Annotated in this window: 21 protein-coding genes and 1 pseudogene; 13 read left to right on the forward strand and 9 right to left on the reverse strand. The window is 69.9% G+C overall.

All coding sequences use genetic code 11. The annotated features are described in order from the left end of the window. Window positions 1–122 precede the first annotated feature (122 nt). Genes ACOJVU_RS04590 through ACOJVU_RS04600 form a run of 3 tightly spaced genes read left to right on the forward strand, consistent with a single transcriptional unit; the run spans window position 123 to window position 2,263 of the window. Window positions 123–962: an alpha/beta hydrolase gene (locus tag ACOJVU_RS04590; protein ID WP_421528695.1), complete on the forward strand. Its 840-nt coding sequence runs from the start codon at window positions 123–125 to the stop codon at window positions 960–962. A 45-nt stretch (window positions 963–1,007) separates the two neighbouring features. Continuing rightward, on the forward strand, window positions 1,008–1,757 hold the full coding sequence (locus ACOJVU_RS04595; RefSeq protein WP_421528696.1) for a DUF2786 domain-containing protein: 750 nt from the start codon (window positions 1,008–1,010) through the stop codon (window positions 1,755–1,757). Further along, window positions 1,754–2,263, forward strand: coding sequence for a TIGR04338 family metallohydrolase (locus tag ACOJVU_RS04600; protein ID WP_421528697.1), 510 nt, complete (start codon window positions 1,754–1,756; stop codon window positions 2,261–2,263). Before ACOJVU_RS04595 ends, ACOJVU_RS04600 begins: the two co-directional genes overlap by 4 nt. Before the next feature lie 244 nt (window positions 2,264–2,507). Here ACOJVU_RS04600 and ACOJVU_RS04605 read toward each other — a convergent pair whose 3' ends face one another. Genes ACOJVU_RS04605 through ACOJVU_RS04615 form a run of 3 tightly spaced genes read right to left on the reverse strand, consistent with a single transcriptional unit; the run spans window position 2,508 to window position 3,678 of the window. Then, window positions 2,508–2,963 carry a DoxX family protein gene (locus ACOJVU_RS04605; protein ID WP_421528698.1) on the reverse strand — a complete coding sequence of 152 codons (456 nt, stop codon included), beginning with the start codon at window positions 2,961–2,963 and terminating at the stop codon, window positions 2,508–2,510. A gap of 59 nt (window positions 2,964–3,022) precedes the next feature. Continuing rightward, on the reverse strand, window positions 3,023–3,193 hold the full coding sequence (locus ACOJVU_RS04610; protein ID WP_421528699.1) for a hypothetical protein: 171 nt from the start codon (window positions 3,191–3,193) through the stop codon (window positions 3,023–3,025). 2 nt (window positions 3,194–3,195) lie between these two features. After that, the gene (locus tag ACOJVU_RS04615) at window positions 3,196–3,678 is read right to left on the reverse strand and encodes a methyltransferase domain-containing protein (protein WP_421528700.1); all 483 of its coding nucleotides are present in this window, start codon (window positions 3,676–3,678) and stop codon (window positions 3,196–3,198) included. On the opposite strand from ACOJVU_RS04615, the pseudogene ACOJVU_RS04620 reads away from it, so the two are divergent. Together ACOJVU_RS04620 and ACOJVU_RS04625 are read left to right on the forward strand one after the other, a co-directional pair. Beyond that, window positions 3,636–3,761, forward strand: a pseudogene (locus ACOJVU_RS04620) (diacylglycerol acyltransferase/mycolyltransferase Ag85A); the annotation flags it as partial. The gene ACOJVU_RS04615 and the pseudogene ACOJVU_RS04620 overlap by 43 nt on opposite strands. 55 nt (window positions 3,762–3,816) lie before the next feature. Next, entirely contained in the window at window positions 3,817–3,972 is a 156-nt protein-coding gene (locus ACOJVU_RS04625; RefSeq protein ID WP_421528768.1) for a hypothetical protein, read from the forward strand. A 190-nt stretch (window positions 3,973–4,162) separates the two neighbouring features. Here the strand turns inward: ACOJVU_RS04625 and mymT are convergent, their stop codons facing one another. After that, complete coding sequence (mymT, locus tag ACOJVU_RS04630; protein ID WP_407684854.1) at window positions 4,163–4,309, reverse strand: metallothionein MymT; 147 nt, start codon at window positions 4,307–4,309, stop codon at window positions 4,163–4,165. 144 nt (window positions 4,310–4,453) lie between these two features. Here mymT and ACOJVU_RS04635 point away from each other — a divergent pair, with 144 nt between their 5' ends. Continuing rightward, complete coding sequence (locus ACOJVU_RS04635) at window positions 4,454–5,113, forward strand: O-methyltransferase (RefSeq protein ID WP_421528701.1); 660 nt, start codon at window positions 4,454–4,456, stop codon at window positions 5,111–5,113. Window positions 5,114–5,261: 148 nt separating this feature from the next. Here ACOJVU_RS04635 and ilvD read toward each other — a convergent pair whose 3' ends face one another. Then, window positions 5,262–6,977 carry a dihydroxy-acid dehydratase gene (ilvD, locus tag ACOJVU_RS04640; RefSeq protein ID WP_421528702.1) on the reverse strand — a complete coding sequence of 572 codons (1,716 nt, stop codon included), beginning with the start codon at window positions 6,975–6,977 and terminating at the stop codon, window positions 5,262–5,264. A 127-nt stretch (window positions 6,978–7,104) separates the two neighbouring features. On the opposite strand from ilvD, the gene ACOJVU_RS04645 reads away from it, so the two are divergent. The 3 genes from ACOJVU_RS04645 (at window position 7,105) to ACOJVU_RS04655 (ending at window position 9,883) form a co-directional block, all read left to right on the forward strand. After that, window positions 7,105–7,395: a metal-sensitive transcriptional regulator gene (locus ACOJVU_RS04645; RefSeq protein ID WP_421528703.1), complete on the forward strand. Its 291-nt coding sequence runs from the start codon at window positions 7,105–7,107 to the stop codon at window positions 7,393–7,395. A 113-nt stretch (window positions 7,396–7,508) separates the two neighbouring features. Further along, window positions 7,509–8,753: an MFS transporter gene (locus ACOJVU_RS04650; protein ID WP_421528704.1), complete on the forward strand. Its 1,245-nt coding sequence runs from the start codon at window positions 7,509–7,511 to the stop codon at window positions 8,751–8,753. Window positions 8,754–8,875: 122 nt separating this feature from the next. Further along, a complete protein-coding gene (locus tag ACOJVU_RS04655; protein WP_421528760.1) occupies window positions 8,876–9,883 on the forward strand; it encodes a L,D-transpeptidase in 1,008 nt (335 codons plus the stop codon). A gap of 201 nt (window positions 9,884–10,084) precedes the next feature. On the opposite strand, the gene ACOJVU_RS04660 is transcribed toward ACOJVU_RS04655, so the two are convergent. Further along, the gene (locus ACOJVU_RS04660; RefSeq protein ID WP_421528705.1) at window positions 10,085–12,079 is read right to left on the reverse strand and encodes a M13 family metallopeptidase; all 1,995 of its coding nucleotides are present in this window, start codon (window positions 12,077–12,079) and stop codon (window positions 10,085–10,087) included. A gap of 42 nt (window positions 12,080–12,121) precedes the next feature. Between ACOJVU_RS04660 and ACOJVU_RS04665 the strand changes: the two genes are divergently transcribed. After that, window positions 12,122–12,766: a hypothetical protein gene (locus ACOJVU_RS04665; protein WP_421528706.1), complete on the forward strand. Its 645-nt coding sequence runs from the start codon at window positions 12,122–12,124 to the stop codon at window positions 12,764–12,766. Window positions 12,767–12,782: 16 nt separating this feature from the next. Beyond that, the gene (locus tag ACOJVU_RS04670) at window positions 12,783–13,472 is read left to right on the forward strand and encodes a hypothetical protein (RefSeq protein ID WP_421528707.1); all 690 of its coding nucleotides are present in this window, start codon (window positions 12,783–12,785) and stop codon (window positions 13,470–13,472) included. Window positions 13,473–13,476: 4 nt separating this feature from the next. Here ACOJVU_RS04670 and ACOJVU_RS04675 read toward each other — a convergent pair whose 3' ends face one another. Both ACOJVU_RS04675 and ACOJVU_RS04680 read right to left on the reverse strand, forming a co-directional pair. Beyond that, entirely contained in the window at window positions 13,477–13,932 is a 456-nt protein-coding gene (locus tag ACOJVU_RS04675; protein ID WP_421528761.1) for an XRE family transcriptional regulator, read from the reverse strand. A gap of 68 nt (window positions 13,933–14,000) precedes the next feature. Further along, a complete protein-coding gene (locus tag ACOJVU_RS04680) occupies window positions 14,001–17,030 on the reverse strand; it encodes an MMPL family transporter (RefSeq protein ID WP_421528708.1) in 3,030 nt (1,009 codons plus the stop codon). 357 nt (window positions 17,031–17,387) lie between these two features. On the opposite strand from ACOJVU_RS04680, the gene ACOJVU_RS04685 reads away from it, so the two are divergent. Beyond that, window positions 17,388–17,924, forward strand: coding sequence for a hemophore (locus ACOJVU_RS04685; protein ID WP_421528709.1), 537 nt, complete (start codon window positions 17,388–17,390; stop codon window positions 17,922–17,924). 10 nt (window positions 17,925–17,934) lie between these two features. Here ACOJVU_RS04685 and ACOJVU_RS04690 read toward each other — a convergent pair whose 3' ends face one another. Then, on the reverse strand, window positions 17,935–19,113 hold the full coding sequence (locus tag ACOJVU_RS04690; RefSeq protein WP_421528710.1) for a lysylphosphatidylglycerol synthase transmembrane domain-containing protein: 1,179 nt from the start codon (window positions 19,111–19,113) through the stop codon (window positions 17,935–17,937). Window positions 19,114–19,234: 121 nt separating this feature from the next. Here ACOJVU_RS04690 and ACOJVU_RS04695 point away from each other — a divergent pair, with 121 nt between their 5' ends. Continuing rightward, window positions 19,235–20,392 carry an AI-2E family transporter gene (locus ACOJVU_RS04695; RefSeq protein WP_421528711.1) on the forward strand — a complete coding sequence of 386 codons (1,158 nt, stop codon included), beginning with the start codon at window positions 19,235–19,237 and terminating at the stop codon, window positions 20,390–20,392. The last annotated feature ends 4 nt before the right edge of the window (window positions 20,393–20,396 follow it).

Consider the following 20,396-nt stretch of genomic DNA (forward strand, 5'->3'; position numbering starts at 1 on the left):
TCTTCAGATCGAGGTTGTCACGGCGAGCCGGCGAAGAAGCCTTTCCGTGAGAGGCGCCACCCGCACGAGACTAACGGCTCGCCGGCCCGCGAGGCGCGTCCTGAACCATTACGCTGCCCGTAATGGTCACCACTCGCTCCGAACATGATTTCGACGGCGTCGGGGGCGTGCGCATCGTCTATGACGTGTGGACGCCCGACGCTCCGCCGCGGGCGCTGGTCGTGGTGTCGCACGGCCTCGGCGAGCATGCCCGCCGCTACGACCACGTCGCGCGGCGCTTCGGCGACGCCGGCCTTCTCACCTATGCGCTCGACCACCGGGGCCACGGGCGTTCGGGCGGCAAGCGGGTGCTGGTGCGCGACATCTGCGAGTACACCGGCGACTTCGACACGCTGGTGCGCATCGCGACCCGCGAACACCCGGGCCTGCCGTGCGTGGTGCTCGGGCACAGCATGGGCGGTGGGATCGTGTTCGCCTACGGGGTCGAACGTCCGGACAGCTACGACCTGATGGTCCTGTCGGGTCCGGCGGTCGCGGCCCAGGATCAGCTGTCGCCGCTGCTGGTGCTCGCCGCCAAGGTGCTCGGCATCCTGGTTCCCGGCCTGCCGGTACAGGAACTCGACATCGACGCCATCTCGCGCGACCCGGCCGTGGTGGCGGCCTACCAGGACGATCCGCTGGTCTACCACGGCAAGGTCCCGGCCGGCATCGGCCGGGCGCTGGTGCGGGTCGGCGAGACGATGCCGCAGCGCGCACCCGCGCTGACCGCGCCGCTGCTGGTGGTGCACGGTTCCGAAGACCGGCTGGTGCCCGTCGCCGGCAGCCGCCGCCTGGTCGAGTGCGCGGGCTCGGCTGACGTCGAGTTGACGGTGTATCCGGGGCTCTACCACGAGGTCTTCAACGAACCGGAGCGCGACGAGGTCCTCGGCGACGTGGTCTCCTGGATCCTGCAGCGCCTGTGAGCGCCCGTGCGCGGGATGTCGTAGGCCTGCCGTAGTTTGGCGCCTATGAGCGACGACAAGATGCTGGCCCGCATCGCCGCCCTGCTGCGCCAGGCCGAAGGCACCGACAACCCGCACGAGGCCGACGCGTTCATGGGGGCCGCGCAACGGCTGGCGACGGCCGCGTCCATCGACCTGGCGGTGGCGCGATCCCACGCGGCCGGCCGCTCGCCGGCGCAGGCACCTACGCAGCGGACCATCACCATCGGTACGGCAGGCACCCGAGGCCTGCGAACCTACGTGCAGCTGTTCGTGGGTATCGCGGCGGCCAACGACGTGCGCTGCGACGTGGCGTCGAACTCGACTTTTCTCTACGCCTACGGGTTCGCCGAGGACATCGACGCCACCCATGCGCTCTACGCCGGCCTGGTCGTCCAGATGGTGCGGGCCTCGGACGCTTATCTGGCTTCGGGCGCGCACCGGCCCACCCCGACCATCACCGCCCGGCTCAACTTCCAGCTCGCCTTCGGGGCGCGGGTGGGCCGGCGCCTGGCCGAGGCCCGCGAACAGGCCCGCCGGGAGGCCACCGAGGACCGCGAGCGCGCACCGGGCACTGCTGTGGCGCTGCGGGACAAGGAGCTCGAGCTGCGCGATCACTACCGCGGCGCATCGAAGGCGCGCGGGACGTGGCGGGCCACCAGCGCGTCGGCCGGATATTCCTCGGCGGCCCGGCGCGCCGGGGACCACGCGGGGCGGCGGGCGCGGCTGGGCGACAGCCCCGAGCTCCCGGGGGCGCGGACCGCGCTGGGCCGGTGAGTCCGGCGGGTGCCCCGCGGGACTCCCAGCGCGCCAAAGTGTATGCGGCCGAAGGGTTCGTCCGCATGTTGTTCGACCGCGCCGCGGAGCACGGGTCACCGGCGGTCGAGTTCTTCGGCACGCAGTTGACGCTGCCGCCGGAGGCCCGATTCGGCTCGGTGGCTTCTGTGCAGCGCTACGTCGACGAGGTGCTTGCGTTACCGGCGGTGCGGCGACAGTGGCCCGACGTCTCGCCGCTGAGGGTGCGCTCGCGGCGGTCCGCCATCGCGGCGCACTACGAAAGCCGCGACGGCGCGGGCGTCATCGCGGTTCCGGACCGCGACAGCGCCGATTGGGCGCTGCGCGAGCTGGTGGTGCTCCACGAGGTGGCCCACCACCTGTGCCGGGCGCAGCCGCCGCACGGTTCGGAGTTCGTCGCGACCAGCTGCGCGCTGGCCGAACTGGTGATGGGGCCCGAGGCGGGGCACGTGCTGCGCGTCGTCTACGCCACCCAGGGCGCGCGGTGAGCGACCCGGCCCTGTGGGGGCGCGAGGTCGAGGCCCGGATGACCGACGACGAGCACCGAGGTCGTCGACGTCGTCATCGCCGCGCCGGCCACACCGCTGCGGTTTTCGGCGGAGAACTGCTTTCTGGCGCGCTACGGCGAACCCGGATTGTCCCGCCGGGCCGTCGTCCCTGAGGTGCGGGCTGAGGTCGCCGACCGTACCGGCGCTGCCCCCGGCGGCGTGCAAGCGGTGGGTCCATGCTCGCTCATCCCAGGGTGGTCAGCGCCGCCGAACGTCGACCTACGACCGCGTCCACGCTGGCCTTGCCGGCTCCGACACACAGCAGCCACGCCAGCAGCCCTATCAGCAGCCACTCCGGGGAATAAAACACATTGCTGAGGAAATGCCACAGATCCGGATACTTCTGCACCAGGCTCGGACCGATGTCGGTGATCAGCGCGCCGACCATATCCCCGGCAAGTACCAATGACACCAGCCGGGTGCCAAGGCCCAGCATCAACGCCGCGCCACCGGCGAGTTCCACCACAGCCGTAAACGGGGCGAGCACCTGCGCGGCGGGAATGCCCAGGCCGGCAAACATGGCCGTGAACTTCCCGAGATCACCGAGTTTGCCCACGGCGCCGCTGAAGAACATGAACCCGACGGTGAGCCGCAGCACCACGTTCGGCAGCCAGCCGAGATCGTTCAGTGTGTCGGTCATCCGGCGATACGCCGGCTGAATGCGTGCGGCGAGAGGTTTACCGGCCATCAGGGGGTGTGTCATGTTTCCTCCGCGATCATCAGGGTGTATCCGATGCGGCCCGCGTTGAGGGCATCGGTCGCCAACCGGGTGTATGCGAGCACGGTAGCGGGTTGAATACCGTGGTCGGCGAGAGTTCGTGGCGCTGCGATGCGCAGCGCGGCGATCCGGGAGTCGGTGCGTTCGATCATCGTCAGCGGGCCGTCGTCGTGAGCCTGGGTGTGTGTCGTACGTGCGGTCCCGCGCCGGCGAGGGTCTCGGTGTATTCGGCGACCGACCGGGTATCAGCGATGCAGGCGACCCGCGCCGCCGGTGCGGTCAGCTCGGCCGGTAGGCCCGCGTCGGTGATGGTGACATCGCTGATTCCGGCCAGGCCGCCCGGGCGCAGGATGCGCGGGAACCGGCGGGCGGCGTCTTCGTCCGGCAACACGCACAGCGGATATTCGCAGACCGGCCCGTCGAACGCGTTGTCGGGCAGTCGAAGATCTTCGGCGTCACCGAGCTGGAAGTGCACCCGCCGGTGGCGCTCGGCCGCCGCGACGGCCACGCGGGCGTGGCCGATGTTGACCTCGCTGACGTTGACCCCATCGACGGTGACGTCGCATTTACCGGCCGGCGACCGGGCGGGTCTTGTCTCGACAGGGTTTGCCGGTCGAGTATCTGCAAGCGCCCGCACCGTCGATGGGGCGCGACATCAAAGCCCAGTTCCCAAGCAGCGGAGCGAATTCACCGGCGGTGTACCTGCTCGACGGGCTCCGCCGCGGACCGCGGGTGGCCAGCGCTGAACTGCCGCGCCCGGACGGGCCAAACCTCGATGTTCGCGTTCGGCCACGGCTTGTCCTGCAGTGATTTCGAATATCGCGGTCTGTCGGTCGTCGGTGGCGACGGCATCACCGCCGATGTCGACGTCGTCGACCTCGGTGACCGTGCAGGGGCCGACATCACGCAGCTGTATCTGAGCTGTATCTGACCGCCGACGCCGAAAGGTGCTTGCCTTTTCTGGGTTTTCACCGGGTGGAACTCCGACCCCGGCGGCTCGTCGCGCATCTGTCGGGGCGGCCGACCTGCGATTGACCGCCACCGCCCGGCCCGCCGACCGCCCGTTCGGGCGGTGGCGGCAGCAGGGCAGGAGCCCGAAGGTAGGACCGGCGGTGCCGGATCTACTTGACGGGCACCAACTCGTCGCCGCAGGTGCAGCGGTAGGCTTGACCGGCGCCCGAGCAGTGGCAGGGCCCTTCGATGCGGACGCGGCAGCCGCAGCCCTCGTGGCCACAGGTCAGCAAAGTTCCGGCTTCGTAGCTTGCCATGATGGATCACCCCTTGATGTCGTGAACTTCTCGTGCCGTCCCACTGTATACCCCACGCGGGTATATGGGAACGGTGCCGGCCGAATTTCACGGCGGCCCGTCGGTCGGTGCGGACACGGGCCGCGTCCGGCTAGTGTTGTCGGCATGAGCCCGAAACCCACGCCCCGCGACGTCGACGAATTCCTCGATACCACAATGCTGGGCGACGACCCGGCCCTGGCCGCGGCGGCGGAGGCCAGCCACGCGGCCGGCCTGCCCCCGATCGCCGTCTCCGCGCAGCAGGGCAAATTCCTCAGCCTGCTGGCCGGGGCGGTCGGCGCCCGGCGGATCCTCGAGATCGGCACCCTGGGCGGATACAGCGCCATCTGGCTGGCCCGGGGGGCCGGCCCCCGCGGGCGGGTGGTCACCCTGGAATACGAGCCGAGGCACGCCGAGGTCGCCCGCGCCAATCTGCAGCGCGCCGGGGTCGCTGACCGGGTTGAGGTGGTGGTCGGGGCGGCGCTGGAGACGCTGCCGACGCTCACCGGCGACCCGTTCGACCTGGCGTTCATCGACGCCGACAAAGAGAACAACGTCGCCTATCTGCAGTGGGCGGTCACGCTGGCCCGTCCCGGCGCGGTCATCGTTCTGGACAACGTGATTCGCGAGGGCAAGATCCTCGACCCGGCGGCCGCGGACGCGGCGGCGCTGGCGACCCGCCAGGCGCTGCAGCTGATGGGTGATCATCCCCGCCTGGACACCGCGGTGATCCAGACCGTCGGAGCCAAAGACTGGGACGGCTTCGCCGTCGCGCTGGTTCGCTAGACGACGCCAGGGCGAGGAGCGTGGGCGCATCCGCCGCGCGAGACATAAATCAATGCGATTCCCACCGGCGTGTCGTCGCAACGGTTTACGTGTCGCGGAACCAGGGGAGGGCCGGGATAACCGGGCCGGCGGTGATCGGCGGCGCGGCCTAACCGCAGACCGCGCCGCCGGCCGCCGACCCGACCAGCTTGACGTATTTGGCGAGCACACCGGAGGTGTACCGCGGCGCCGGCGGTGTGACGCTGTCGCGGCGCGCGGCGAATTCGTCCGGATCGGCCAGCACGTCGAGGGTGCGGGCGCCGGCGTCGAGCCGGATCCGGTCGCCGTCGCGCAGCAGGGCGATCGGCCCGCCGTCGAGGGCCTCCGGAGCGATGTGCCCCACGCAGAAGCCGGTGGTGCCGCCCGAGAAGCGGCCGTCGGTGAGCAGCAGCACGTCCTTGCCCAGCCCGGCGCCCTTGATCGCGCCGGTGATGGCGAGCATCTCACGCATGCCCGGCCCGCCCTTGGGGCCCTCGTAGCGGATCACCACGGCGTCGCCCTTGGTGACGGTGCCGTCCTCGAGGGCGTCCAGCGCCGCCCGCTCGCCGTCGAAAACCCTTGCGGCGCCCTCGAACACGTCAGATTCCAGGCCGGCGGTCTTGACCACCGCGCCGTCGGGGGCCAGCGACCCGCGCAGGATCGTGATCCCGCCGGTCGGGTGCATGGGGTCGTCCAGCACGCGCAGCACCTTGCCGTCGGGGTCCGGCGGGGCGATGGCGGCCAGGTTCTCGGCAACGGAGTGACCGGTCACCGTCAGGCAGTCACCGTGCAGCAGACCCGCGTCCAGCAGGGCTTTCATCACCACCGGCACGCCGCCGATGTGGTCGACGTCGGACATGACGTGCCGGCCGAAGGGCTTGACGTCGGCCAGGTGCGGGACCTTCGACCCGATCCGGTTGAAGTCGTCGAGGCTCAGCGCCACGTCGGCCTCGTGGGCGATCGCCAGCAGGTGCAGCACAGCGTTGGTCGAGCCGCCGAACGCCATCACCACCGCGATCGCGTTCTCGAACGCCTCCTTGGTGAGGATGTCGCGGGCGGTGATCCCGCGCCGCAGCAAGCCGACGACGGCCTCGCCGCTGCGGCGGGCGTAGCCGTCGCGGCGGCGATCGGTGGCCGGCGGGGCCGCGCTGCCCGGCAGCGACATGCCCAGCGCCTCGCCGGCACAAGCCATGGTGTTCGCGGTGTACATGCCGCCGCAGGCGCCCTCGCCGGGGCAGATCGCGCGCTCGATGGTTTCGACGTCCTCACGCGGCATCAGCCCGCGGATGCAGGCGCCCACCGCCTCGAAGGCGTCGATGATCGTGACCTCGCGTTCGCTGCCGTCGGAGAGCTTGGCCATCCCCGGCAGGATGGTGCCGGCGTAGAGGAACACCGACGCCAGGTCCAGGCGCGCCGCGGCCATCAGCATCCCGGGCAGCGACTTGTCGCAGCCGGCCAGCAGCACCGAGCCGTCGAGCCGCTCGGCCTGCATCACGGTTTCGACGCTGTCGGCGATCAGCTCGCGCGACGGCAGCGAGAAGTGCATGCCCTCATGCCCCATCGAGATGCCGTCGGACACCGAGATGGTGCCGAATTGCAGCGGGTAGCCGCCCGCGGCGAACACCCCCTCCTTGACCGCCACGGCGAGGCGCTCCAGGGACAGGTTGCAGGGCGTGATCTCGTTCCAGGACGAGGCGACCCCGATCTGCGGCTTGGCGAAATCCTCGTCGCCCATGCCGACGGCCCGCAACATGCCACGTGCGGCGGTCTTCTCCAGGCCGTCGGTGACGTCGCGACTACGCGGTTTGATGTCCGAGACGGGCGTCGAATCGGTTGGTGTTGCCATCGTGCAAGTATGCGCGAGCCCGCGACGCGGCACATGTGCGGGTCATACCCCACCGGGGTACAGGGTAGAATTCGGGGCCGTGGGGCGGCCCCACGGCAGGCGCGCAGTGGCAGGGGAGAGAAAACCGATGACGACCGCACACGGGTACTCGCAGCAAAAGGACAATTACGCCAAGCGGCTGCGGCGTATCGAGGGGCAGGTGCGGGGCATCGCCCGCATGATCGAGGACGACAAGTACTGCATCGACGTCCTCACCCAGATCAGCGCGGTCAGCAGCGCCCTGCGTTCGGTGGCCCTGAACCTGCTCGACGAGCACCTCAATCACTGCGTGACCCGCGCCGTGTCCGAGGGCGACAATGACGCCGAGGACAAACTGGCCGAGGCGTCGGCCGCCATCGCGCGTCTGGTGCGTTCCTGATGACACAGGCGTGTTGAAGCCCAAAGACGGGGGAACCCGTCGATGCGGTGCGTACCGTAGGGGCAGCGTGATCTCGCAAGCACCTCGCCCGAGAAGTCGCGCGCCCCGAAGCGATGACTGCCATGACTGCCGAAACCGCCACCGTTGCCGCGCGAACGTGGACGCCACGGGTTGCCGCGCAGCTCGCTGTGCTGGCCGCGGCGGCCTTCACCTACGTCACCGCAGAGCTTCTGCCCGTCGGTGCACTGCCGGCGATCGCGCGCAACCTCCACGTCAGCCTCGTCGCGGTGGGAACCCTGCTGACCTGGTACGCATTGGTCGCCGCGCTGACAACGGTCCCGCTGGTGCGCTGGACGGCGCACCTGCCGCGTCGGCGCGCGCTGCTGTTCAGCCTGACCTGCCTGACCGCCTCGCAGGTCATCTCGGCGCTGGCGCCCAACTTTGCCGTGCTGGCCGCGGGCCGGGTGCTCTGTGCGCTCACCCACGGCTTGCTGTGGTCGGTGATCGCCCCGATCGCGACCCGGTTGGTGCCCCCCAGCCACGCCGGGCGGGCGACCACGTCGATCTACGTCGGGACCAGCCTCGCGCTGGTCGTCGGTAGCCCGCTGACAGCCGCCCTGAGCCTGATGTGGGGCTGGCGCCTGGCGGTCGTGTGCATCACCGTCGCGGCGGCCGTCGTCACGGTGGCGGCCCGGCTCGTGCTGCCCGAGATGGTGCTCAGCGAGGGCCAGCTGGCCCACGTGGGCCGCCGGTCGCGGCACCACCGCAACGGAGCGCTGATCGTGGTGAGTTTGCTGGCGATGGTCGCGGTCACCGGCCACTTCGTGTCCTACACGTTCATCGTGGTGATCATCCGCAACGTCGTCGGCGTGCACGGGCCCAACCTGGCCTGGCTGCTGGCGGCCTACGGCGTCGCGGGCCTGCTGGTGATGCCGCTGGTGGCGCGCCCGCTGGACCGCCGGCCCCGGGGCGCCATCATCTGCTGCATGGCGGGATTGACGGCCGCGTTCGCGGTGCTGACGGCGCTGGCGTTCGGCGGCCGGCTCAACGGTGTGACCGTGCTGATCGGGACCGGCGCGATCGTGCTGTGGGGAGCCATGGCGACCGCCGTGTCGCCGATGATGCAGGCCGCGGCGATGCGCAACGGGTCCGACGACCCCGACGGCGCGTCGGGCCTGTATGTGACGGCCTTCCAGGTGGGCATCATGGCGGGGTCGCTGGCCGGCGGGCTCTTGTACGAGCGGAGCATCGCCCTGATGCTGACCGCCTCGGCGGGCCTGATGGGTGTCGCACTGGTCGGCGCGGCCGCCAACAGGAATAAGCTGCACGTCGTACCGACAAGCGCACGTGATTCATAAATCTGCACGTCAAAGTGCCGTTTGAGGTCGTTTTGCGACGCTACGGCCGCCGCGCAAAAGGTAGCTGGTCACCGCGCTGTGCCACACTGTGTCCAGAAGGTGACGTGACGGGAGGGATCGACATGTCGCGCTGGACGAGGGCCCGCAGCCGCGGGAGCCTCATGTCTCGGAGCGCGGCCGGGGTGGCCGCGGTTGTGGCGCCGCTGCTGCTGCTGACCGCGGGTCCCGCCGTGGCGGACCCGGAACCGACCCCCGGTGATCCCGGGCTGGTCGCCGGGCCCCTGGACCCGCCCGCCCCGCTGCCGTGGGGCGTGCCCCCCGCTGATCCGCTGCCCGGGCCGCTGGCGCCGGGGCCCGTGGCGCAGCCGACCGCAGTGGGCCCGATGGCCGGGCAGAACCCGGCACCGTTCACCGGTGCCGCGCCGTTCGGCACGCCCAGGTTCGTCCCGGTGACCGGGTCGACGGTCGGGGTCGCTCAGCCGATCATCATCAATTTCCCCGGCCGCGTCGACGACGCCGGTGCCGCCGTGGACGCGGTGCACGTGTCGTCGATTCCGGCGGTGCCCGGCAAGTTCTACTGGATGACCCCGACGCAGCTGCGTTGGCGGCCGCTGAGCTTCTGGCCCGCACACACCCTGGTGACCATCGACGCGGGGGGCACCGTCTCGAACTTCATGACCGGCGACACGCTGCTGGCGACGGCCGACGACGCCACACACCAGCTGACCGTCACCCGAAACGGCGTGGTGGAGAAGACCTTCCCGATGTCGATGGGGATGGCGGCCGGAGGCCACCAGACCCCCAACGGCACGTACTACGTCCAGGACAAAAAGGCCTCGGTGGTGATGGACTCCTCGACGTACGGGGTGCCCGTCAACTCCGCCTATGGCTACAAGGTGACCGTGGCGGACGCGGTCCGCTTCGACAACGTCGGTGACTACGTGCACAGCGCGCCGTGGTCGGTGAACGACCAGGGCAAGCGCGACGTCAGTCACGGCTGCATCAACCTCAGCCCCGCCAACGCGAAATGGTTCTACGACAACTTCGGCGCGGGCGACCCGATCATCGTGAAGAACTCCACCGGTGGCGGCTACAAGAAGAACGACGGCTCTGCCGACTGGATGAACTAGTGGTCTCGTTCGTAAGTTCGTCGGGGGTTATTGCCAGACGCCGCTGGTGCCGAGTCTGCGCTGACGACGTCGAGACTGCGTTCAGCGCTACCTTTTTCGCCCGACGGCGCCGCCACCGCAGTCTCGGCACCTCAGCGAACGGGCCCGACGAATCAACGGGCACGACTACTAGCACCCTCGCGCGGGACTGGCGTGCCGGGCTCAGTTCCAGATGCGGACCCGCCGCACCGGCTCCAGGAACAGTGCGTCGCCCTCGGCGACCCCGAAAGCCTCGTAGAACGAGTCGATGTTGCGCACGACGCCGTTGCAGCGGAATTCCGGGGGTGAGTGCGGGTCGACGGCCAGCCGCCGGATCGCTTCGGCGTCACGGGCTTTGGTCCGCCACACCTGGGCCCAGCCGTAGAAGACCCGCTGTACCCCGGTGAGTCCGTCGATGACCGGGGCGGGCTGCCCGCCCAGCGACAGCTCGTAGGCCAGCAGCGCGATGGACAGCCCGCCCAGGTCGCCGATGTTCTCCCCGACCGTGAAGGCGCCTTGAACGTGGGGCGGCCCTTGGTGGTGCGTCAGCGCCCGCGGCGTGTACGCGTCATACTGCTCGATCAAAGCCTTGGTGCGGACCGCGAACTCGGTGCGGTCCTCGTCGGTCCACCAGTCGACCAGGTTGCCGTCGCCGTCGTACTTGGCGCCCTGGTCGTCGAAACCGTGGCCGATCTCGTGGCCGATCACCGCACCGATCCCGCCGTAGTTGGCCGCGTCGTCGGCCTCGGCGTCGAAGAACGGCGGCTGCAGAATCGCTGCGGGGAAGACGATCTCGTTCATCCCCGGGTTGTAGTAGGCGTTGACGGTCTGCGGCGTCATGAACCATTCGTCGCGGTCGACCGGCCCGCCGAGCTTGGACAGCTCGCGGTCGTGGCCGACGGCGTACCCGCGCCGGTAGTTGCCGTACAGGTCGTCGCGGTCGATCACCAGCGTGGAGTAGTCACGCCACTTCGTCGGGTAGCCCACCTTGGCGGTGAACTTCTCCAGCTTGGCCAGCGCGCGCTCGCGGGTCCGCGGCGTCATCCACTCCAGATCGCTGATGGACAGGCGGTAGGCAGCCTGCAGGTTCTCCACCAGCGCGTCGATGCGGGACTTGGCGCCGGGCGGAAAATGCCTTTGCACGTAAAGCTTTCCGACGGCATCGCCCATCAGGCTCTCCACCAGCGACACGCCCCGCTTCCAGCGGTCGCGGATCTGCTCGGCGCCGGTCAGCAGCCGTCCGTAGAAGTCGAAGTCGGCGGCGACGACGACGTCGGTCAACCAGGCGGCGCGGGCCCGGATCACCCGCCAGCGCGCCCAGCGCTTCCAGTCCTCGAAGTCCTCGCTTCCCCACAATGCGGCGAAGGCGGTGAGGTAGTCAGGTTGGCGCACAACGACTTCGGCGACGGCATCGGGCGTGCCACCCAGCGCGGTGACCCAGCCGTCCCAGTCGAAGTCCGCCCCCTGCTCCTGCACCTCGGCGAACGTGCGCAGGTTGTAGGTGAGCTCGGCGTCGCGGCGTTTGACCACATCCCAGTGCGCGGCGGCCATTTTGGTCTCCAAAGCTACGATGCGGGCCGCGGACTCGGCGTGGCTCTCGGGGTCGCCGCCGAACACCAGCGCGAACATCCGCGCAATGTGCCGCGGATAGGCGGCCAGAACCTCGGCGTGTGTCTCGTCGCGGAAGTACGACTCATCGGGCAACCCGATGCCCGACTGGGTGAGGTGCACCAGGTAGCGGGTCGAGTTCTTGGAGTCGGTGTCCACATACAACGCGACGCCGCCGCCCACCCCGGTGCGCTGCAGGGCGCCCAGCACCGCGGCCAGCGCGGCCGGACTCGCGGCCCCGTCGATGGCCGCCAACTCCTCGAGTAGCGGCTGCAGGCCTCGGCGTTCGACGGCCTGCTCGTCGAGGAAGCTCGCGTAGAGGTCGCCGATGCGCTGCTGGTCAGTGCCCGCGTCCGCACCCCCGGCGCTGGCCTCGACGATCAGGTCGCGCACCTGCTCCTCGGCGCGGTCGAACAGCTGGCGGAACGCGCCGTCGGTCGCCCGGTCGGCGGGTATGGCGTATTCGGCCAGCCACCGGCCGTTGACATGCCCGAACAGGTCGTCCTGGGCGCGGGTGCTGCGGTCGACATGGCTCAGGTCGATGCCCGAGCGGATGGCCTCAACTGTCACCCTGCCATCCTTCCATCTGCGCGGGGGTGCGACGATCGGGCCATGTCCGACGGCGAGCAATCCGAGTCACCGGCGCGCGAAGAGCCCGACGACTCCGCCCCGCCGGAGATCGGGCCCACCGGCGACCGGATTTTCTCCCTTTACGGTGTGGCCTCGGCCGTTCTCGGTGTGCTCGCGGTGGTCGCCGTCGTGCTGGGGGGTCTCGTCTGGTCGGGCCATCGCGACGCGGTCGCCGAGCGCACCTACCTGACCCGCGTCATGCAGACCGCCGCCGACTGGGCGGGCGTGCTGATCAACATGAACAGCGGCAACATCGACACCAGCCTGCAGCGGCTGCACGACGGGACGGTCGGGGAACTCAGTGCCGAGTTCGACGCGGCGGTGCATCCCTACCGTCAGGTGGTGGAGAAGCTGCAGTCGCGCAGCAGCGGCCGCATCGAGGCGGTGGCGATCGACACGCTGCACCGCAACCTGGACACGCAGCCCGGCGGCGCGACGCCCCCCAGGTCCCTCGTGACGACGAAGTTGCCGCCGTTCGCCAGCCGCACGGACTCGGTGCTGCTGGTCGCGACGTCGGTCAGCGAGAACGCCGGCGCCAAGCCGCAGACGGTGCACTGGAATCTGCGGCTCGACGTCTCCGAGGTGGACGGCAAGCTGATGATCTCCAAGCTGGAGTCGATCCGATGAGACTGGGTTCGATCCGATGAGAAATGTCTGGCGGCTGGCGGCCTTCGACATCGCGGCCCCGACGGCCGCGATCGCCGCGCTGCTGGCGATCGGGGTGGTGCTCGACTGGCCGCTGTGGTGGGTCTCGGCATGCTCGGCGCTGGTGTTGCTGATCGTGGAGGGCGTGGCGATCAACGCCTGGTTGCTGCGCCGCGACTCGGTCAGCGTCGGCACCGACGACCAGGCCCCGGGGCTGCGGCTGGCGGTCGTCTTCCTGTGCACGGCCGCGCTGGCGGCGGCGGTGCTGACCGGATATACGCACTGGACGAGGGCCGACCGCGCCTTCGGCCGGGACTCGCGCGCGGTGGTGCAGACCGCCACCGGGATGGCGGAGGCGATGGCGTCGTTCGCCCCGGGAGCGCCGGCGGATTCCATCGACCGGGCTGCGGCGATGACGGTGCCGGAACGGGCGGGGGCGTTCAGGGAGCAGTACACCAAGTCCAGCGCCGAACTCGCCCGACAGAACGTCACGGCGCAGGCCACCGCGCTGGCGGCCGGCGTCGAGGCCATCGGACCGGCGGTGGCCAGTGTGGCCGTGATCCTGCGGGTGACGCAGAGCGCTCCCGGTCAGCCGCCCAGCCGCGCGGCACCGGCGTTGCGGGTGGGACTGGTCAAGCGGGGAGGCGTGTGGCTGGTGTCCGACGTGGTGCCGGTCAACTCCCGCTGAGGGATCAGTTGGATTGCGCGGCGCGCGGGGAATTGACCTTGACGAACCGGTCCGACAACCGGCGCATCCGGATCATCAGCGAGGCCGACGGGCTGGTGCGGCCGTCGAGGTAGGTGAGCAGGTCGTTCGGGTCCACTCCGATGCGGGAGGCGAACTCGTGTTCGGCCAGACCCGACCGGTCGATCAGCACGCGCACATGGCGGGCCACTTCGGCGCGTTCGTCGGCTTCCAGATGCGTGCGTGCTCGTTCCAGCACCTCCCACAGGGCCCTGGAGATGCCGGTGATCCCATACGGCCGTGTGGCCCCGAGTACTTCTTCGACCTGGCGGGCGGTCCGCCCGTACGGGTCGCGCTTGAGGGCCGCGGCGATCCGTTTCCAGGTCGCGATGTCCCCGCCCTGCAACGCCGAACGGACGGCGGCGGTCGACCAGAATTCGACCAGCTGGTCGGGGTCGGGCAGGGGTTCGCCGTCGGGCCGGGGTTCGCCGTCGGGCGACGGCGACGCGGATCGCCGGTCGGATGTCAACGTCACCTCGCCTCCTCCAGCATGGCTACGGCCACCGACAAGCAGCGCTGCCTGACGTCGTCCCAGTCCGCCGCGGCGTCCGGTCCGGACCACCGCTCTGCGGTGAAGTCGCAAGGATGTGGATCTGCGAGACGACGGACCAATTGGGTGGCTATCCAATCCCGCCCCGATGACTGACAACAGTAGTACTCGTCCATTGCGCCCAGAACCAGCGCGGCGGTTTCGGGTTCGACCGTGCCGACCATATCCGCGAATTCGGCGTAGTCGCGGCTGGTGTTACGGCACATGATCAGGTACCCCTTGAGGCGCAGCGCCTCGGCACCGGTCGGGACCAGCAGGCGATCCCCGCTGGGCAGCTGCACGTTGGCGGTCTCCACCGGGCTGCGCCGCTCGAAGTTCGCCTCCTCGCCGGTGTCCCCGCTGGTTTGCAGCGCGTCGATGGCGACCGACAGCCGACCCCGCCACAGCGTGATCGGATGCACCGGACGGTCGCTCCCGGAGATCGCGCGGGTGATGCCGTTGCGGGTGGCGCGCCCCCCGGCCGGCTTCGCGGCGCCGTTGCCGTTGCCGTTGCGGTTGCCGTTGCGGGCTGGGGCTGGGCCCGCCGCGACCAGCGCCCGGTCCCCGTCGATGTCGACGTGGTGGGGGATCTGGCCGGGGCCCCGCCCCCGGTCCCGCGCGGCGCCGGTCGTGGCGATGTTGCGGGCGCAGCCGGTGAAGGCCAGCGGGTCGGCCACGCAGATCGCGTCGGGAGCCAGGTGCTTGAGCTTCGCGGCCGACTTGAGCACCACTCGCAGGTCGGCGCCGGGGGCGACCAACGCCGAGATGTCGTCGGGGATGACCACGACGTCGCCGAGGTCGACCTCGGGAAGCGGCCGGTCGAAGTCGACCGACGGCAGTACACGCGACAGCCAGGTCGGGATCCACCAGTTCCACTGCGCGAACATCGCCATCAGCGCCGGTACCAGGACCAGCCGCACGACGGTGGCGTCGACCGCGATCGCGACGGCGCATGCGACGCCGATCTCGGCGACCAGCGGCATGCCGGCGAACGCGAACCCGATGAACACCGCGATCATGATCAGGGCGGCGCTGGTGATGGTGCGGGCGCTGGTGCTCACGCCGCACGCGACGGCATCGCGGGTGTTGCCGGTGTGCAGGAAGCGTTCCCGGATGCGGGTGAGCAGGAAGATCTCGTAGTCCATCGACAGCCCGAACGTCATCGCGAGCACCAGCGGGGGCACGGTGCTGTCGATCGAATTGAGCCGGGGGAAACCGAGATCGGCCAGCCATCCCCACTGGAACACCATGACCAGGCTGCCGTAGGCGGCCGCCACCGACAGCAGCGTCATCACCACGCCCTTGAGCGCCAAGAACACCGAATGGATGGACAGCAGCAGCATCACGAACGCGATGAGAGCGACGAACACCAGCACCAGCGGCTCGGTCTGCGACACCCGGTCGTCGAAGTCCTTGATCAGCGCGGTCGGCCCGCCGACGTCCACCCGTACGGTTCCCGCGACGGGCACCTTGGGTAACTGCGCGCGCAGCCAGCCGACGGTCTTGCGGGCGCTCAGCTCGTCGGGGTCGACCGACAGCACCGCCGAGAGCAGGGCACTGCCGTTGTCGTCGGCGAATCGCGGAGGTGAGACCGAGGTGACGTCGGGGGCCTGCGCCATTCGCTGACGGACCGCGGCGAGCAGCTCGCTGTGGTCGGGTGAGGCCGCATCACCGTCGGGGAACGTGACGAGCACCTGGATCGGCCCGAGCGCGCCGGGGCCCAGCGCCTGCGCCGCGGCGGCCACCCCGGCGCGGATCTCGTGGGAGGAGTCGAATTGGCGCAGCAGGCTGTTGCCGAGGACCATCGACGCGGCGGGCACCGCCATGACGAGCAGGACGGCCGAGGCCGCCAGCGCCGAGATCCACGGCCGGTGCATCACCCCGCCGATCCAACGGGTCCAGAACCGGGACTCGGTGCAGTCCGGCTGGCGCGACCAGCGCAGCAGCGTGGACCTCCGGGCCGCCGCGCGGCCGAACGTCGCCAGCACCGCCGGTGTCAGCGTGGTCGATGTCAGCATCGCCATCGCGACGGCCAGGACCGCCCCGGTGGCCATCGACTTCAGCGCCGGGGTGTTGATCAGGTAGATGGCGGTCATGGAGGCGATGACGGTCAGCCCGGACAACACCACGGCCAGCCCGGATGTGGCCATCGAGGCGTCGACGGCTTCGCGGGGCTGACGGCCGGAGCGCAGCTCCTCGCGGTAGCGCATCAGGATGAACAGCGAATAGTCGACGGCCAGCGCGATGCTGAACATCGACACGGTCGGTGCCGCGAACACCGACATGGTGGTGTAGGTGGACAGCAGATAGACCAGGCCCATGGTGACCACGACGGTGCAGACGCCGACGGCGAGCGGGATCGCCGCGGCGGCCAGGGAGCCGAACACCGCCAGCAGCACGATCAGGATGATCGGCAGATTCCAGCGTTCCGCGGCCGCGATGTCGTGCTTGGTGTTGGCCGCCGCGGCCGCGCTCAGCGCACCCTGGCCGATGACGTACAGGCGCACCCGGCCGTCGGCGGTCCGGCCCGAGTGGTCGCCGTTGACGCCCACCCTGGTGCGCAGCTGTTTGGCGACGTCGCTGGTGCCGGAATTGCGGGCGTCCAGCCGCAGCGACAGCACGTACGGCCGGTCGGGCTGCGGTGGCCGCTGCCCGGGGCTGGGCGCCTCGGTGACGCCGGGGAACTGGGTGACGATGTGTCTGAGCTCTGCCACCGCGTCGCTCATGTCCTGATAGCTGGCGTCCGGGCGCGGCGCCGCCACCAGCGCCAGCGACGACGCCCCCAGATCGCGGTATTGGTCCTGCAGTTGATCGTGGACCAGCAGCGACTGCGAGCCGGCCACTTCGAAACCACCGCCGGTGAGATTGCCCGACTGAGTCAGCGCCACATACACCGCCGGCACCAGCGCCAGCAGCCAGCCCGCGAACACAAACCAGCGCCATCTGCGAAGGTTGCGGCTGACGCGCATCATGTACTGCTGGATCTCGGGCTCCCCGGTTTCTTCTTGCGCAACGCGTGCAGGCGAGGATACCGCAGACGCTTGTGTAGGTGTCTGGCTGATTCGGTTGCTGAGCTGCGATGACACCGATGTTGCCAAGACGCGGCCAAGTCGTTGTGCATCGGTGACCCTGCGAGGGCGAGTTCCGTCCCGAGCGGGATGTCGGTCACACGCGGTGGTAGCCATACCGCCCGGCTGGCAGGATGGCCGATGGCCGCGTGGGAGGACAGGGTGACCCCGCGACACACAGGGCCGTTGACCGCAGCCGATCTGACGGCCCGGCCCCTGGGGGACACCGGCCGCGTCGGCGCGAGCAGGGAGGATTTTTCGATGACCGCAGGCCCCGTGACCGCAGGCCCCGTGACCGCGTGCAGCCGACTCCGCAGAGTACCGGGAGGGTTGCTCGCGACCCTGGTGGCCGGCGTAGTCGCCGGCGCCGCAGTGGCTGCCGGGCCGCCCGCGAGCGGGGCCAAGGACCCGTGCTCGGCCAGCGAGGTCGCCCGGACGGCGGGTTCGGTCGTGAAGTCGATGGGCGACTACCTGGATGCTCACCCCGAGGCCAACCAGACGATGACCACGTTGCTGCAGGAACAGTCCGGGCCGCAGTCGTTCGGGTCGCTGAAGACTTATTTCGAGGCCAATCCCAAGGTCGCCGCCGACATGCAGAAGATCTCCGAGCCGCTGACGGGCTTGTCGCTGCAGTGCAAGCTTCCGGTCAGTCTTCCTCAGGTCATGGGCTTGATGCAGCAGATGCAGGGTGGCGGCGGCCTTTCCGGCCTCCCGGGCGCGCCCGGCGCGCTGCCGGTCGGCGGGACGACCGGTGCCGACCCGCTGTCGGGTGCGCCGCGGGGAAACACCGTCGGCTAACTACCGTCCGCTAACTACCGTCCGCCGGGTCGTGATCGGGCGGCGGCAGGGGGCCCTGCAGGGCGTTCCCTGTCGGATCGGCCGGCGATTGCTCCCGGCACGGCGACCCGGCGGCCGGGGCGGCATCCTCGCCGTCGGGGACGCCGGAGTCATCGGCGTTCTCGGTGCGGAACATGAAGAAGAACACCACCCAGCCGACGGCGGCGATCAGCAACCAGCTGATGAGCCGGTAGATCAGCATCGCCGAGATGGCGCTGGGCAACGACATGCCACTGGACACCAGGCCCGGCACCAGCACCGCCTCGACGACCAGCAGCCCGCCGGGCATCAGAGGTATCGTGCCGACCGCGCGGGCGGCCGCGTAGGCGACCGTCAACCCGGCGACCGACGCGTGGTCGCCGGCCGCGTACGCGGCGAAACCCAGGCAGGCGACGTCGGCGATCCAGTTGAACAGCGACCAACTGAACGCGATGGCCAGGTCGCGCCGACCGAGGCTCACCGACTCGAGCTGCATCAGCGTCTCGCGCCACCTGTCCAGGCCGGTGTCTGGCGGCCTGCCGCGCACGGAGTTGACCCATGACAACACCCGGCAACCGATGCCGTCGATCAGTTCCGGGCGCGACGCCACCGCCTGGGCGAGCAGCAGTAATGCGACGAACCCCCCGAGGGTGAACAGCAACGAGAACGGGTTGTTCTTCGCACCCAGGAAGAACGCCCCGCCCAGACCCAGCAGCGCCAGGCCCACCGCCTGCAGCACCCCGGACATCACCAGCTGCCATGACGCGACCACCGTCGAGGCGCCCCAGGCTCGTTGCTGGCGCAGCAGGAACGTGGCCGACAGCACCGGCCCGCCGGGCAGCGTGGTGCTCAACGAATTGGCGGCGTAGAAAGCGGCTTCCGACCGCAACTGCTTGACGTGGACCCCAGCGGATTTCAGCAGCGTCCGCTGGATCTGCGCGAAGCTGTGCATCGACGCCGCCGCCGCCGCCACCGACGCCAGCAGCCACCACCAGTTGGCCTCGTAGACGCTGACCCAGCCCTTGGTCAGATGGTCCCAGCCCAACGACACCTCGACGGTGAGTACGGTCCCGACGATGCCGAGAATGACCCACCGCAGCCACCAGTACTTGCCCCGCGAGGTCTCTTCGCGGGGCAGGTCGAGCTTGCGGGCGGGCGCGTCGTGAGACACGTGCTTCAGGGTAACGGTGCAGTTGGCGCGGCAGTCGTGACGCGACGCCGACCGTGTCGGCGTCGTAACCGGATCGTGCTGGCCGCGAGGGCCTGCCGGCGTACCCCGATAAGCTGGCGCAATGTCGGGAAACGTCGACACGCCCTCTGACGACTCCGCGGTCGAGCCCCTGGTCCGTAAGACCGCGGCCTGGGCGTGGCGTTTGCTGGTCATCCTCGCCGCGCTGGTCGCCCTCGCCTGGGTCCTCAAGAAGCTGGAGATCATCGTCGTCCCGGTGTTGCTGGCGCTGATGCTCAGCGCGCTGCTGGTGCCGGCGGTCGACTGGATGGACCGGCGTGGCCTGCCCCGCGGCGGGGCGGTGGCGCTGGTCCTGCTCGGCGGTGTCGCGACCCTGGGCGGCATCCTGGCGTTCGTCATCACCCAGTTCATCGACGGCCTTCCCGGCCTCACCGACCAGGTCACCCAGAGCATCGACTCCGCCCGTCGGTGGCTCATCCAGGGGCCGCCGCACCTGAGCGGTGACCAGATCGACAGCGCGGGCAACGCCGCGATCGAGGCTCTGCGCAACAATCAGGCGAAATTGACCAGCGGGGCGCTGTCCACTGCGGCGACCATCACCGAGTTGGTCACCGCGGCGGTGCTGGTCCTTTTCACCCTGACCTTTTTCCTGTACGGCGGGCGCAACATCTGGCACTACGTCGCCAAGCTCATTCCCGCCCATTCCCGCGACCGGGTGCTGCAGGCGGGCCGGGCCGGGTACGGCTCGCTGATCGGGTACGTGCGGGCCACGTTCCTGGTGGCGCTGACCGATGCCGCCGGAGTGGGCACCGGCCTGGCCATCATGGGGATACCGCTGGCCCTGCCCCTGGCCTCGCTGGTGTTCCTGGGTGCCTTCATCCCGCTGGTCGGTGCGGTGATCGCCGGTTTCCTGGCCGTGATGGTCGCCCTGCTGGCCAAGGGATTCCTCTACGCGCTCATCACGCTGGGTGTCCTGGTGGTGGTGAACCAGATCGAAGCCCATCTGCTGCAGCCGCTGGTGATGGGGCGGGCGGTCTCGATTCACCCGCTCGGGGTGGTGCTGGCCATCTCCACCGGCGGTGTCCTTGCCGGGATCGTCGGCGCCCTGTTGGCCGTGCCGACCGTCGCGTTCCTCAACAACGCGCTACAGGTGTTGCTCGCCGCCGATCCCGAAGTCGAGGCCGCACGGCAGACCGACGACGGTGTCGGGGCGATCGTGCAGGCAGCACCCGACGACCTCTCGGACGCCGACGGGGAGTGAGCCC

The organism is Mycobacterium sp. THU-M104 (assembly GCF_049197365.1).
Classification (GTDB): Bacteria; Actinomycetota; Actinomycetes; order Mycobacteriales; family Mycobacteriaceae; genus Mycobacterium.

What these genes read in the sequence shown, in the direction of transcription:
- ACOJVU_RS04680 (WP_421528708.1), bottom strand. Translation starts at nt 17,030, where the DNA reads ATGATGCGCGTCAGCCGCAACCTTCGCAGATGGCGCTGGTTTGTGTTC.
- ACOJVU_RS04625 (WP_421528768.1), top strand. Translation starts at nt 3,817, where the DNA reads ATGTTCGCGTTCGGCCACGGCTTGTCCTGCAGTGATTTCGAATATCGC.
- mymT (WP_407684854.1), bottom strand. Translation starts at nt 4,309, where the DNA reads ATGGCAAGCTACGAAGCCGGAACTTTGCTGACCTGTGGCCACGAGGGC.
- ACOJVU_RS04635 (WP_421528701.1), top strand. Translation starts at nt 4,454, where the DNA reads ATGAGCCCGAAACCCACGCCCCGCGACGTCGACGAATTCCTCGATACC.
- ACOJVU_RS04655 (WP_421528760.1), top strand. Translation starts at nt 8,876, where the DNA reads ATGTCGCGCTGGACGAGGGCCCGCAGCCGCGGGAGCCTCATGTCTCGG.
- ACOJVU_RS04595 (WP_421528696.1), top strand. Translation starts at nt 1,008, where the DNA reads ATGAGCGACGACAAGATGCTGGCCCGCATCGCCGCCCTGCTGCGCCAG.
- ACOJVU_RS04590 (WP_421528695.1), top strand. Translation starts at nt 123, where the DNA reads ATGGTCACCACTCGCTCCGAACATGATTTCGACGGCGTCGGGGGCGTG.
- ACOJVU_RS04605 (WP_421528698.1), bottom strand. Translation starts at nt 2,963, where the DNA reads ATGACCGACACACTGAACGATCTCGGCTGGCTGCCGAACGTGGTGCTG.
- ACOJVU_RS04650 (WP_421528704.1), top strand. Translation starts at nt 7,509, where the DNA reads ATGACTGCCATGACTGCCGAAACCGCCACCGTTGCCGCGCGAACGTGG.
- ACOJVU_RS04670 (WP_421528707.1), top strand. Translation starts at nt 12,783, where the DNA reads ATGAGAAATGTCTGGCGGCTGGCGGCCTTCGACATCGCGGCCCCGACG.
- ilvD (WP_421528702.1), bottom strand. Translation starts at nt 6,977, where the DNA reads ATGGCAACACCAACCGATTCGACGCCCGTCTCGGACATCAAACCGCGT.
- ACOJVU_RS04665 (WP_421528706.1), top strand. Translation starts at nt 12,122, where the DNA reads ATGTCCGACGGCGAGCAATCCGAGTCACCGGCGCGCGAAGAGCCCGAC.
- ACOJVU_RS04695 (WP_421528711.1), top strand. Translation starts at nt 19,235, where the DNA reads ATGTCGGGAAACGTCGACACGCCCTCTGACGACTCCGCGGTCGAGCCC.
- ACOJVU_RS04645 (WP_421528703.1), top strand. Translation starts at nt 7,105, where the DNA reads ATGACGACCGCACACGGGTACTCGCAGCAAAAGGACAATTACGCCAAG.
- ACOJVU_RS04610 (WP_421528699.1), bottom strand. Translation starts at nt 3,193, where the DNA reads ATGATCGAACGCACCGACTCCCGGATCGCCGCGCTGCGCATCGCAGCG.
- ACOJVU_RS04685 (WP_421528709.1), top strand. Translation starts at nt 17,388, where the DNA reads ATGACCGCAGGCCCCGTGACCGCAGGCCCCGTGACCGCGTGCAGCCGA.